12 protein-coding genes are annotated in these 12918 nt (G+C 74.1%); 6 read left to right on the top strand and 6 right to left on the bottom strand.

The window, feature by feature from the left end:
* The first annotated feature begins 4 nt into the window (after positions 1-4).
* A complete protein-coding gene (locus RBJ77_RS19275; RefSeq protein WP_372346325.1) occupies positions 5-679 on the top strand; it encodes an NUDIX domain-containing protein in 675 nt (224 codons plus the stop codon).
* Here RBJ77_RS19275 and RBJ77_RS19280 read toward each other — a convergent pair whose 3' ends face one another.
* Positions 680-1114 (bottom strand): hydrolase, encoded by a 435-nt coding sequence (locus tag RBJ77_RS19280; protein ID WP_372346151.1) that lies wholly within the window; start codon positions 1112-1114, stop codon positions 680-682.
* Positions 1115-1377: 263 nt separating this feature from the next.
* Between RBJ77_RS19280 and RBJ77_RS19285 the strand changes: the two genes are divergently transcribed.
* Positions 1378-3162, top strand: coding sequence for a glycoside hydrolase family 3 protein (locus RBJ77_RS19285; protein WP_372346152.1), 1785 nt, complete (start codon positions 1378-1380; stop codon positions 3160-3162).
* 196 nt (positions 3163-3358) lie between these two features.
* The gene (locus tag RBJ77_RS19290) at positions 3359-3841 is read left to right on the top strand and encodes a GNAT family N-acetyltransferase (RefSeq protein ID WP_372346153.1); all 483 of its coding nucleotides are present in this window, start codon (positions 3359-3361) and stop codon (positions 3839-3841) included.
* Between the two features lie 53 nt (positions 3842-3894).
* Here RBJ77_RS19290 and RBJ77_RS19295 read toward each other — a convergent pair whose 3' ends face one another.
* The 3 genes from RBJ77_RS19295 to RBJ77_RS19305 form a co-directional block, all read right to left on the bottom strand.
* A complete protein-coding gene (locus tag RBJ77_RS19295; protein ID WP_372346154.1) occupies positions 3895-5919 on the bottom strand; it encodes a hypothetical protein in 2025 nt (674 codons plus the stop codon).
* Between the two features lie 311 nt (positions 5920-6230).
* The gene (locus RBJ77_RS19300; RefSeq protein ID WP_372346155.1) at positions 6231-7328 is read right to left on the bottom strand and encodes an endonuclease/exonuclease/phosphatase family protein; all 1098 of its coding nucleotides are present in this window, start codon (positions 7326-7328) and stop codon (positions 6231-6233) included.
* Positions 7329-7351: 23 nt separating this feature from the next.
* On the bottom strand, positions 7352-8038 hold the full coding sequence (locus tag RBJ77_RS19305; protein ID WP_372346156.1) for a M15 family metallopeptidase: 687 nt from the start codon (positions 8036-8038) through the stop codon (positions 7352-7354).
* 87 nt (positions 8039-8125) lie between these two features.
* On the opposite strand from RBJ77_RS19305, the gene RBJ77_RS19310 reads away from it, so the two are divergent.
* The gene (locus tag RBJ77_RS19310) at positions 8126-8818 is read left to right on the top strand and encodes a response regulator transcription factor (RefSeq protein WP_372346157.1); all 693 of its coding nucleotides are present in this window, start codon (positions 8126-8128) and stop codon (positions 8816-8818) included.
* Complete coding sequence (locus tag RBJ77_RS19315; protein WP_372346158.1) at positions 8811-9902, top strand: sensor histidine kinase; 1092 nt, start codon at positions 8811-8813, stop codon at positions 9900-9902. The genes RBJ77_RS19310 and RBJ77_RS19315 overlap by 8 nt, the downstream gene beginning before the upstream one ends.
* A 33-nt stretch (positions 9903-9935) precedes the next feature.
* Here the strand turns inward: RBJ77_RS19315 and RBJ77_RS19320 are convergent, their stop codons facing one another.
* Both RBJ77_RS19320 and RBJ77_RS19325 read right to left on the bottom strand, forming a co-directional pair.
* Entirely contained in the window at positions 9936-10316 is a 381-nt protein-coding gene (locus RBJ77_RS19320) for a nuclear transport factor 2 family protein (protein ID WP_372346159.1), read from the bottom strand.
* 46 nt (positions 10317-10362) lie between these two features.
* Positions 10363-11775 carry an aminopeptidase P family protein gene (locus tag RBJ77_RS19325; protein ID WP_372346160.1) on the bottom strand — a complete coding sequence of 471 codons (1413 nt, stop codon included), beginning with the start codon at positions 11773-11775 and terminating at the stop codon, positions 10363-10365.
* A gap of 142 nt (positions 11776-11917) precedes the next feature.
* Here RBJ77_RS19325 and RBJ77_RS19330 point away from each other — a divergent pair, with 142 nt between their 5' ends.
* Positions 11918-12901, top strand: coding sequence for a LuxR family transcriptional regulator (locus RBJ77_RS19330; RefSeq protein ID WP_372346161.1), 984 nt, complete (start codon positions 11918-11920; stop codon positions 12899-12901).
* Positions 12902-12918 lie beyond the last annotated feature (17 nt).

A 12918-nucleotide genomic window follows, 5' to 3' on the forward strand; every position in this document is an offset into this window, starting at 1 on the left:
CAGCCTGTCGGCGGGCCCCGGCCTCGACGTCCCCGATCACCGCGGCCGCACCGGACTCGACCGTGCCGGACGCGATCTGGACCGCAACCCCGACGTCGTCGTGCGCGACGTGGAGCTCACCTCGCAGGGCTGGCACGTGCTGCGCCGCACCACCTACGACTACCGGCGCCGCGACGGCCGCTGGGAGACGCAGCAGCGCGAGACGTACGACCGGGGCAACGGCGCGGTCGTGCTCCCCTACGACGCGGAGCGCGGCTGCGTGCTGCTCACCCGTCAGTTCCGGTACCCGGCCTACGTCAACGACCATCCCGACGGCATGCTCGTCGAGGCGGCGGCCGGGCTGCTCGACGACGACGCGCCGCAGGCCGCCGTCCGGCGCGAGGCGGCCGAGGAGCTCGGCGTCGAGCTCGGCCCGCTCACCCACGTCCTCGACGCGTACATGAGTCCGGGCTCGGTCACCGAACGCCTGCACTTCTACGCCGCTCCGTACACCCCGGCCGACCGCACGGGCAGCGGCGGCGGCCTGGCGGAGGAGGGCGAGGACATCGAGGTGCTCGAACTCCCCTTCACGGAGGCCCTGGCCATGGTCGGCGACGGCCGGATCGCGGACGGCAAGACCGTCCTGCTCCTGCAGTGGGCCGCCCTGCACGGCCCCTTCTCCCCCACGGCACCGAGGTGATCAGCCCGGCTCCAGCCCTCTGGTCACCCGTTTGATCCCCACCAGGACGCGATACCGCCGCCGCGCCGCGAACTCGGCCGGCCCCCACACGGCGGGTCGCCCCACCTCGGCGCACAGGTGGAGCACCGCGTCCTCGCCGGCCCACAGACCGACATGGGCGCCGTAGGCGTCGCCGTCCGCGCTGAAGAGCAGCAGGTCCAGGGGCTCAGGGGACGGCACGCGCACGCTGTGTTCCACGTCCTCCCACAGTTCGCTGGAGCGCAGGTCCGCGGGCCGGCGGCCGAAGTGCCGCAGCACCTCGTACGCGTACAGCTGGCAGTTGGCCCCCGCCGCGACCCCGGGCAGCCCGGCCACGACGGCCGCCCCGGGGAAGCGCGCGCCGTCGTACCGCACGTCCCGGAGACCGGCCGGGAGCCGGGAGAGGGTCAGCTCCACGCACCCATCATGCCAACTCACGTGCGCCGGGGCCGACTTCCTCTCCCACGGCCACCCCGCGCACCTTCCGCGTCCTTCCCGCGCCCGCCGCATCCGGCACATCGGCAGCGAAGGGTTGACCGAGCCGCACCGGAGGATGCCTCGCCGGGTGAGGCGTCCTTCGCGGCAGGTGTCGCATCGCTCAGTAGAGTGCGGGGATTCGTCCGTATTTGTTCTCGTCGGCAAGGAGCGGTCCCATCGCCACGCAGCCCTCAGGTTCCCGGATGACGTCCCGCAGGCACGCTCTGGCCGGACTGGCCGGTGCCATCTGGGCGTTGAGCGGCGTCGGGTCGCCCTCCGCCGCCGCTGCCGTCCGCGACACCGCCCGTGCGCTCGCCGGCCGGATGACGCTGGAGCAGAAGGTGGGCCAGCTCTTCGTCATCGAGGTGGCGGGCCAGGACGCCTTTCACGTGGACGAGGCGGCCGCGGCGCTCAACCGGCAGCGTTACGGGGTCGCCACTCCCGCCGAGGCGGTCCGCGCCTTCGCCCCGGGCGGAGTGATCTACTTCGCCGCCCGGGGCGACGACAACCTCCGCTCGCCGGGTCAACTCGCCCGTCTCTCCAACGGGTTGCAGGAAGCCTCCACCGGAGTCGCGGGCATCCCGTTGATCATCTCGGTGGACCAGGAGGGCGGCGCCGTCTCCCGGATGCCCACCCCGCCCGCCACGCCCCAGCCCGGCAACATGGCCCTGGGCGCCACCTGGTCACCGGCGGACGCCCACCGCTCGTACCGGATCACCGGCGCCGAACTGCACGCCTGCGGCATCACCGCCGACCACGCGCCGGTGGCCGACGTGAACGCCGACCCGGCCAATCCGGTGATCGGGATCCGCTCCTTCGGCTCGGAGCCACGGGCCGTGTCCGCCTTCGTCCGGGCCGCCGTCCGCGGGCTGCACCGCGGCGGGGTCGCCGCCACCGTCAAGCACTTCCCCGGCCACGGGGACACGGACACCGACAGCCACGTCGGGCTGCCCCGGATCACCCACAGCCGGGCCGAGCTCGACGCCATCGACCTGCCGCCGTTCCGCGCGGCCGTCGCCGCGGGCGTCGACATCGTCATGACCGCGCACATCAGCGTCCCCGCGCTCGATCCCTCCCTCGCGCCGGCCACCATGTCCCGCGCCGTCGTCACGGGCCTGCTCCGCGAGGAGCTGGGCTTCGACGGACTGATCGTCACCGACGCGCTCGACATGCAGGGCGCCAGCGCCGCCTACCCGCCGGACAAGGCCGCCGTCACCGCGATCGGCGCGGGCGTCGACATGCTCGTCCTCTCCCCCGACCTGCCGCGCGCCCACGCGGCCGTCCTCGCCGCCGTACGGTCAGGAGAGATCCCCGAGTCCCGGCTCGACGCCTCGGTCGTCCGCATCCTCAGCCACAAGATCCGCCACGGCCTGCGCCCCGCCCCGAGCAGCGAGGCGCGAGCCGGACGCGTCGTCGGCTCACCGGCGTTCCTGGCCGCCGCCGACGCGATCACCGGCCGCAGCACCACCCTGATCAGGAACGAGGGCTCCGCGCTCCCCCTCGCCCCCGGCGCCCGGAGCGTGCTGGTCACCGGCTGGGACGCCACCGCGGTGACCCACCTGGACGCCTCGTTCGGCGCGCGCGGCCACACCACGACCGCGCTGGCGACCGGCGCCGTACCGGACCGGGCGACGACGGACGCGGCGGTGCGCGCCGCGTCGTCCGCGGACCTCGTGGTCGTCGCCAGTTGTCTGGCCCTGGCCGGGAAGGAGGAGAACGGCGTCGCCCAAGTGGCCCTGATCGAGGCCCTGTTGGCGACGGGCCGACCGGTCGTCGTGATCGGGGTGCGCAACCCGTACGACATCAACCGCTTCGCTTCCGCGCCGCTGTACCTCGCGACGTACGGCACGGGCACCGGCAACCTCGACCACGCGGTGCAGGTGATCCTCGGCGAGCACGGCCCGCGCGGACGCCTCCCCGTGGCCGTCCCGGCGGCTGACGACCCGTCGCGGGTGCTGTATCCCGTGGGGCACGGCCTGCGGTACTGAGTCCGCGCCGGCCCGGCCGGCCCCGTCCGCCCGCCTGCGGGGCTACGATGCGCGCCATGGAGTGTTTCGCCGCCGGACGCACCCGCCGCTGAGGGCCCGGCTCACCGCCGGTCCCCGGCCGTGAGCGGGCCGACCCGACGCCCTGGTCGACCAGGGCCTGCCGGATCCCAGGCCTCAGCCCGAAAGGCGCACTCCCATGCTCATTCGCGCGTACACACCGCACGACCTGACACCCCTCACCGATCTGACCGTCGAGACGTTCCGGCCGTTCTACGAGGACTCCTTCCGCCCTCTCGTGGGCGAGACCGTCTTCGCGGTCCAGCACGGCAACTGGCGGGACGACTACCGCACCCAGGTCGCCGGGCTCCACGCACCCGAACGGCACGCCCACGTCGCCGTCGCCCTGGTCGACGACGCCATCGCGGGCTACTTGGCGTGGACCGTCGACCCGGCCGGGCGGAAGGGCACGGTGGTGCTGCTCGCGGTCGCGGACGGCCACCGACGACAGCACGTGGGCACCGGCCTCTGCGAGCACGCCTTCGCGCACATGCGGGAACGGGGTGCGGAGGCGGTCGAGATCGGTACCGGCGGCGACGCCTTCCACGCACCGGCCCGGGCCCTCTACGAACGGCTCGGCTGCACTCCGCTCCCGGTCGCGGTCTACTTCCGCGAGCTGTGAGCGCCTGGCCGTACGTCATATGACGCCCCGTCAGGGGTGCTCCGTGGCCGCGGTCACTCCCGGCGCCCGCCCTGTCGTGCGTCCACCACGGCGACGACCCGCGTGCCGTCCTCGCCGTTCCGGCACAGCACCAGCGCCGTCGCGGTGGTCGTGTCGGCGAGCAGGCTCCGCGTGCCGTCGCATTCCTCGCGGGCGACGTCGCTCGTGGGGCCTGCTTCGAGGCGGGTCGTCATCGAGGGGCCGTCGTCGGTCGTCTCCGCGTCGACGTGGTACGTCACGGAGGTCAGGCGGCCCGAGGCGCCCAGGGCGAGCAGTGCGTCCCCGTCGCCCGCCTTGTCGCGGGGGCCGGCGAGCGCCACGATCCGCTCGCCCGCGCGGACGGTCACCCGTCCCCTCCAGTGGATCTCGGCCTCCCCGGACCCGAGCCCGACCTCGTCGCCGACCGCCGCCACGTCGTCGTACGTGGCCTCGGCGATCGGCAGTACGGGCACCTCGTCGGACGCCCGGCGCCGCCAGGGCGTGAAGCGGTCGGCGTCGGGGTCGGGCCGGGTCAGGTCGAGGCGCCGGTTCGCGGTGGTCCTGCGCCCGGTCCTGCCGCAGGCCCAACTGCCGGTCAGGAACACGTGGTAGCCGTAGGCGCGGATGCGTTCGACGCCCCCGTCCCGGCACCCGGCGGGGCCGGACACCGTCAGGTCGGCGGCCGTGAACAACGGGGGCAGGACCGGGGAGCGGTGGTCGACGGCACGCTCCGGCCGGTCGAGGCGGGAGACGTCCGGGAGGCGCACGAGGACGTCGCCCGCTCCGCACCCGGTGGCGAACAGGGTGCCGGGCGAGCCGGGCCCCCCGTAGTCGACGAGGTAGGAGCAGTAGGTCCGGCCGACACCCCAGGCCAGTGGGTGGACGTCCGCGCGCCGGACGGCGACGACACCGGCCTCGGCGGCGGCCACGTGCACGAGGTCGGCGGCGGGCAGCGTCACCAGGGCGGGCGGCCGGTCGGCCTGCCGGTAAGAGGTGACGAATCGCCAGCCGCCCCGGCCGGGCTTCGGCAGCACGGTGGCGCCGTGGGCCCGCCCCGTGTACGCGTCGATGCCGACGAGCACCGACCCGATCAGCACGAACACCGAACAGCCCGCGCTGACCGCGACCTGCGCCAGTTCCGTCCGCTTCCCCAGGCGCACGGTGAAGGTCCAGCGGCGGCCGCCGTCGCGGGTGTCGTGGCCGGTGATCGTGGCCCTGGCCCGGGTGCGCTCCAGGGCGACGAGCGTCGCGCGTGCGTGCCCGTCGTGGGCACAGGTGCTCAGGGCGGTGGGGCCGTGGAACGTCCGCCGCCAGGCGACGCGTTCGGGCCGGGTGGGGAGTCCGGGCTCGGCAGCTCCCCTGGCATCCCGGTCGCCGCTCTTGTTCGCGCTGTTCACCTCGTCCGCCTCGGTCAGCCGCCGTGCGCCTCGATGGAGTTCGGCGGCGGGTACGGGCTGCGACGCGGTGTACTCGCTCCACCAGGGACCCAGGGCGTCCGTACGGGTCGCGCGGATCTGCTGGGCCCCGAGGACGCTCGCCTCGGCCAGCAGCACACCCACCACGATCCCGGCCACCGCGCCGTACACGACGCCGCGCGGGTGCGGCGCCCTCAACCGCGGTTCGGGCGCGGCTGGTTGCTCGCCGTCGAGTGCGGGCCACGCCCCGGACGCCGACGCCAGCGCGAGCACCGCCACCCCGGCTGCCGCCAGGGCCACCGCGAGGCTCGCCGCGGTCGGCCAGGCGGTCAGCAGGGCGTGCAGTTCCCGGTCGACCGGCCCGAACCACCACGCGCCCGACGACGCGGCGGCCCGGTCGGCGGCCCGCGCGTCGGCGATCTCGTCGGCCCGGCTCCACAGCACGAACCTGAGCGCCCCGCCGACGGCGACGGCCGCCGCGACACCGGCCGCCGCCGTGACGCAGCGCCGCCGGTGCTCCACCACTCCGACGAGGAGCACCATCCCGGCCACCGCGAGCGGCACCCGCAGCCACCAGGGCGCGGTGCCGAATCCACCGGCGCCGCCCTCGTCCTGCCCGACCCACCAAGGAAAAGCGCCGGCCACGGCCAGCGCCCCTCCGCCTGCCGCCAGGAACGGCCGCCACCGCCCCGCAGCCCTCACACGGACCCGCATATCGCCCCCCTGAGGGAGCGTAGGCGCGAATTGTCCGTTCCGTGCCGGGCCGGTGGCCGGGGCGCGTTCTGGGTGGCCGTCAGCGCGGCGCTGCCGGAGCCCCAGGTGCCGCAGTCGAAGGAAAGAGGGTGGCGCTCCGGGGTGCGACGGCGCCGGCGGCGGGCACCAGGGCGAGCACGCCCGTGGCGGCCGCGGCCGCGCCGCGAGCGGCGCACAGGATCTGCCGTCAGCTCAGAGCCCGCTCACCAGTCCAACGCCGCCGCCACCGGGCGGTGGTCGCTGCCGTTCGACGGCAGCACCGACGAACTCACCGGCTCGACCCCGCGGACCAGGATCTGGTCGATCCGCGCCACCGGGAACGTCGCCGGCCAGCTGAAGCCGAAACCGTCCCCGGCCACGTCCTGGACCGAGCGCAGCCGCGAGGTGAGGCCGTCGAAGGCACGGTCGTCCGTGGTGCCGTTCAGATCGCCGAGCAGCACCACCCGCTCGTTCCTCTCGGCGGCGACGGCCTCCGCCAGCGCCGCCGCGTTGCGGTCCCTGGTCTCCGTCCAGAAGCCCGTCCGCGGAGTCACCCGGACCGAGCCGAGGTGGGCGACGTACACCGCCAGCGGCCCGTGGTCCGTGGTCACCGTGGCGCGCAGCGCCCGGTTGTCGACCAGTTTCACGGCGTCCGACTTGGTGTCGCCCAGCGGCCCGACGTCCGTCTTGATGTCGACCGGCTCGGTGTCGGACAGCGGGAGCCTGCTCCACAGTCCGACCGTGCCCTGCACCGTGTGGTGCGGGTACGCCTCGGCCAGTTCCTTCTCGTACGTGCCCCGGGCCCGGTCGGCCAGTTCCTCCAGCGCCACCAGGTCCGCGCCGGAGGCGGCCAGGGAGCGCGCCGTGCCCGCCGGGTCGGTGTTCTCGGCGCCGACGTTCTGGCTCACCACGGTGAGGTCGCCGCCCTGCCCGGACGTGTCCCCGAGCAGCCCGCCGAACAGGCTCAGCCACGCCACGACCGGCAGCAGCAGTGCGACCAGTGCGGAGGCGGAGCGCCGCCACAGCGCCGCGGCCAGCAGCACGGGCACGAACAGGCCGAACCACGGCAGGAAGGTCTCCACCAGGCTGCCGAGGTTCCCGAACCCGTTCGGGATCCTCGCGTGCAGCAGCAGGAGCAGGCCCAGCAGCAGCGCGAGCACGGTGAGCACCGGGCCGCGCTTCCAGACGTCCGGGCGGGTGCCCCTGCGGATCACCCGGCGGACGCCCGCCCGCCGGGCCCCGGCCGCCGCGGAGCCGGCCCCGGCGGTACCGCGCCCGACGTCCGCCCCGCCCAGCCGCTCCGCCGTGTCCCCTGGTGTCATCGTCGTTCCTCGCTCGGTGCCGGTCACTGCTGCATCCTCGGGTCATGGGTGGGGTCGGCGTACTGGCGCGGGCAACCGCCGTCGGTCGCGTCGGCGCGCAGTTCGTAGTGCCAGGGTTCGTTGGCGTAGATCTGACAGAGCCCGTACGCGGCGCCGTGGGCGGACAGCCATGACGTGGCGGCGGAGCGGCCGAGGTCGACCGCGTCGCCCGACACGTGCGGCGAGGTGTCCGCGGTGGCCACCCAGCGGGCGGCCTCGGCCTCGGAACCGTACGTGGCGACCGCCTTCCGGAGCAGCTCCGTCTGGTACTCCGGGGAGCGCCAGCCGCTGTTCACGTAGAAGGAGACTCCGTCGTCACCGGCGTCCGTCGCCGCCCGTCGCAGGACCTCGAGCAGATCCGGATCGAGGTTGGCGACGGCCGGGAGCGTGTCGTCGAAGACGGTGACGCCGTCGGGCACCGCGCCGCCCGCCTCGCCCAGCCCGCCGCCCAGCTGCCGGCGTCCGGTGTGCGGCGAGGGCGCCGAGCCTGTCCCGGGGGGCGACTCGGCCGCGGCGGTCCCCCGGGGTGGTGCGGCCGTGGAGGACGTCGACGTCGATGTCGCGTGCACGAGGACCGCGGTGATCGCCGCGACCACGGCCACCAGGCCGATGACCAGGAGCGGGCGGATCCGGCGGGGCGTCGGTCGCGCCGACGGTGGGTTTCGAGTCATACCGGCAGTCAAGACAGCGCACTGTTGCCGACGCGTATGCGGTTTTCGATATGCCGACGATACGCGGCTGCTCGTAGCCTCGACGGCATGCGTGTGCTGATCGTCGAGGACGAGCCCTATCTGGCAGAAGCCATTCGCGACGGCCTGCGCCTGGAAGCGGTCGCCGCCGACATCGCCGGTGACGGCGACACCGCTCTGGAACTGCTGAGCGTCAACAGCTACGACATCGCCGTCCTCGACCGCGACGTCCCCGGACCGTCCGGGGACGAGATCGCCCGGCGCATCGTCGCCTCCGGCAGCGGCCTGCCGATCCTCATGCTCACCGCGGCCGACCGGCTCGACGACAAGGTGTCCGGGTTCGAACTGGGCGCGGACGACTACCTCACGAAGCCCTTCGCGCTCCAGGAACTCGTGGTCAGGCTCAGGGCGCTCGACCGCAGACGGGCCCACAGCCGGCCGCCCGTGCGGGAGATCGCGGGTCTGCGGCTCGATCCGTTCCGCAGGGAGGTCTACCGCGACGACCGGTACGTCGCCCTGACCAGGAAGCAGTTCGCCGTCCTCGAAGTGCTCGTCGCCGCCGAAGGCGGTGTCATCAGCGCCGAGGAACTGCTGGAACGCGCGTGGGACGAGAACGCCGATCCGTTCACCAACGCCGTGCGCATCACCGTCTCGGCCCTGCGCAAGCGGCTCGGCGAGCCCTGGATCATCGCCACCGTGCCCGGCGTCGGCTACCGGATCGACACACAGCCCGCGGCCGGCGGGAGCCAGGACCGTGGATAGGGAGCCGGGGCCGAGCGTCCGGATCAGACTCACCCTCAGCTACGCCGGATTCCTCATGGTCGCCGGGGTGCTGCTGCTCGGGGCGATGTACTGGTACCTGGTGAGCTCCCTGCCCGACGTGACCAGCGTCGCCGGCGGACACCTCCTCATCCGCTCCGACCTGCTGCGGGGCTTCCTGCCCGCGGCGGTCGCCGTCATGGCGGTGCTGCTGGTCGTCGGCCTCCTGGGAGGCTGGATCCTCGCGGGACACATGCTCGCCCCGCTCACCCGCATCACGTACGCCACCCGGCTCGCCACCCGCGGGTCGCTGGCCCATCGCATCGAACTGCCGGGCCGCCAGGACGAGTTCCGCGAACTCGCCGACGCCTTCGACGGCATGCTGGCACGCCTGGAGGCGCACGTCGCCGAGCAGCGGCGGTTCGCGGCGAACGCCTCCCACGAGCTGCGCACCCCGCTCGCGATCTCGAAGTCGCTCCTCGACGTCGCCCACGCCACCCCTGACCAGGACATGGGCCGGCTCCTGGACCGGCTCCGGGTGGTCAACACCCGGGCGATCGACCTCACCGAGGCCCTGCTGCTGCTCAGCCGCGCCGAGCAGCGGTCCTTCACCCCGGAACCCGTCGACCTGTCCCTCCTGGCGGAGGAGGCCGCCGAGGCCCTCCTCCCCCTCGCGGAGGAACAGGGCGTCACCATCGAGACCCGCGGCGAGATCGCCCGCGCGAACGGCTCGCAGGCGCTGCTGCTGCAGCTGACCACGAACCTCGTGCACAACGCGATCGTCCACAACCTGCCCGGGCACGGCGCCGTGTGGGTCGACACCGCGGCAGGCCCCGGCACCGTGACGCTCACGGTCGAGAACACCGGGGAGAAGCTCGGCCCTGACTTCGTCTCGACGCTCACCGAGCCGTTCCGACGCGGCACCGAGCGCGTGCGCACCGACCATGCGGGCGTCGGCCTCGGCCTGGCCATCGTGCAGACCATCGCCCAGGCCCACCACGGGACACTCACCCTCGCCCCGCGCCCGGCCGGCGGCATCCGCGTCACCGTGGAACTCCCGGCGGCAGCCCCGCCCGTCGAACCCTGAGCGGCCGCTACGCCGGACCGTTCGGGGGCCGGATCAGGCCCGCGCCCCGGCCGGGTTGGCGTCCTCGCCGAGATAGGTGCCGCACCCGTCGACGACCAGCGGGCCGTCGAAGTTCAGCACCTCGTTCACGAGACCGCCCTTCTGGTTGCGGTAGTTGATGACCACGCAGTCCACGCCGACGTAGTGCCCGACCACCTCGAACCGCAGGTCCGGGATCCGCCGCAGACCCTCGGTCCAGTAGGCGCGCAGCCCGTCCTTGCCCCGGATGACCCCGTCGCCGCCGAGGAGTTGCGCGGCCACCGGCGACCGGAACGTGACGTCGTCCGCGAAGTGGGCCAGCAGGGCTTCCAGGTCGTGCGCGTTCCACGCCGTCACCCAGGAGTCGACGAACGCCCGCGCTTGTCCATGATCCATGGGGGCATCATGCCGTTGCCCGCGCGGGCGCCGCCAGTGACTTCGGTCAGCCCGCGTGCCGGGCCAGCCAGGCCTCGACCTCGTCGGCCGAGCGCGGCAGGCCGCCCGACAGGTTCTCGTGGCCGTCCGCGGTGACGAGCAGGTCGTCCTCGATGCGGACGCCGATGCCGCGCCACTCCTCCGGCACGGTCAGGTCGTCCGGCTGGAAGTACAGACCGGGCTCGACGGTGAGCACCATGCCCGGCTCCAGGGTGCCGTCGACGTACTCCTCGGTCCTGGCCTGCGCGCAGTCGTGGACGTCGAGGCCCAGCATGTGGCCGGTGCCGGCCATCGTGAAGCGCCGCTGCAGACCGAGCTCGTACGCGCGCTCCGCGGGGCCCTCGATGAAACCCCACTCGACCAGCCGCGCCGCCAGGTGCCGCTGCGCCGCCTCGTGGAAGTCCCGGTACGCGGCGCCCGGCTTGACGGCCGCGAAGCCCGCCTCCTGGGCCTCGTGCACCGCGTCGTAGACCGTGCGCTGGACCGGCGTGAACGTGCCGTCGATGGGGAGGGTGCGGGTGACGTCCGCGGTGTAGAGGGTGCGTGACTCGACGCCGGCGTCGAGCAGCAGCAGCTCGCCGGGGCGCACCGGGCCGTCGTTGTCGGTCCAGTGCATGATCGTGGCGTGCTCGCCCGCGGCGCAGATCGTGCCGTAGCCGACGGCGTTGCCCTCAAGCCGGGCGCGGCGGAAGAAGGTGCCCTCGATCCAGCGCTCGGACGTGGCGACGGCCCTGGACAGCTCTCCGACGACGTCGGTGAAGCCGCGCACCGTGGCGTCGACGGCCTTGCGCAGCTCGCCGATCTCCCAGGCGTCCTTCACGGCGCGCAGGTCGCTGAGCGCCTCCTCCAGCTCGGCGTCCCGCTCCGGGTCGGTGCTGACGGCGGCCTCCAGGGCCGGGTCGACGCCGCGCACGATCCGGGTCGGGACGGCCGCGCCGCCGGCGAGGTCGGCGGCGGCCGTGCGGACGTCGCGGCAGGGCAGGCCGAGGACGCGCTCCGCCTCGGCGAGCGAGTGGCGCCGGCCCATCCACAGCTCGGCGTGGGCGCCGGTCCAGAACTCGTCGTCGTTCCTGCTGTCGCGCGGCAGCTGGAAGCAGTAGGCGTCGTGGCCGCCGTCCGCCCGGGGTTCGAGGACGAGCGCGCCGTCGCGGGCCTGGTCCCCGGTCATGTGCACGTAGCCGGAGTACGGGCGGAACGGGTACGTGTCGTCGTTGGAGCGGACCTTGAGGTTGCCCGAGGGGACCACGAGCCGCTCGCCGGGGAAGCGCGCGGAGAGCGCGGCGCGGCGGGCGGCCGCGTACGGGGCCTGCTCGTCGGGCCGCAGCTCGTGCCGCTCGGTGTCCGCCCAGCCCGTCCGCATCAACGCGGAGAGCTCCTCGGAGATCCCTGAGTACAGTCCGTTCTTCCGGCCTTCCGCCACTGCGTCCGCCTTCCCGGGTCGGTTGTCGCCGCGCGTCGGCGACGTCGGGACGCTATCCCGCCCCGCCCGCCGTCGGCGCCCATGAGTGCCAGTGGCACGGATCGGACACGACACGTCGCGGCGGGCGGCCGATAATGCCGTCATGACGAACGCGAAACTCGGTGACGCCCTGCGGCTCCTGGGCCTCGACCGGGCGACGGTCCGGGTCTATCTCGCGCTGCTGGAGAAGGCGCCCGCCCCGCTCACCGAGATCGCGGCCACGGCCGGTCTGGACGGTCCCGCGCTGGTCACGGCGTACGACGCGCTGGTGGACGCCGGTCTGGCGAGCGCCGCCGACGGCGCCGGCGGCGTGGTCGCGCCGGTGCCGCCCGCGGCCGGTCTCGAGGCGCTGGCGCGGCGCCGCGCGGCGGAGGTCGAGGAGTCGCGGATCGCGGTCGGCGGCGCCTTCGAGTCGTTCCGGCGCCAGCGGCTCGCGGCCTACAACGACGGCCTCGTCGAGATCGTCACCGGCGAGGCCGTCGGCCCGCGCATACGGCAGGCCTGGACGAGCGCCCGCGAACAGATCCGGCAGTTCGAGTCCCCGCCCTACTTCCCGCTGGCCACGGCCACCGAGGACGCGCTGGCCACCCTGGCCCGCGGGGTCACGCAGCGGGTCGTCTACTCCCGTGCCTCGCTGGAGCACCCGGGGCACCTGAAGAACGTCGTCGAACCGTGCGTCAACGCCGGTGAGCAGGCCCGTGTCCTGCCCACGGTCCCGGTCAAGCTCGTGATCATCGACGAGGCGTACGCCCTGGTGTCGCTGTCCATCAAGGAAGCCGACGTGCACAACACCATGCTGGTCGTGCAGCCGTGCGGACTGCTCTCCGCGCTCATGGCGCTGTTCGAGCAGTCCTGGCACAACGCCCTGCCGTTCCACGGCAGTACGGCTCGTCCGGGCGGACTCGCGCCCGCCGACCGCCGACTGCTGTGGCTGCTGGCGGGCGGCGTGGGCGACGACGTCGTCGCCCACGAGCTGGGCATCAGCCGGCGCACCCTCTTCCGCCGCCTGCAGATCCTGATGGCCAGGCTCGGCGCCGCCAACCGCTTCCAGCTTGCCCTGCAGGCGCAGCGCAACGGGTGGCTGTGAACCCCGGACCCGGCCCC

Source organism: Streptomyces sp. KL116D (assembly GCF_030766975.1).
Taxonomy (GTDB): Bacteria; Actinomycetota; Actinomycetes; order Streptomycetales; family Streptomycetaceae; genus Streptomyces; species Streptomyces longispororuber_A.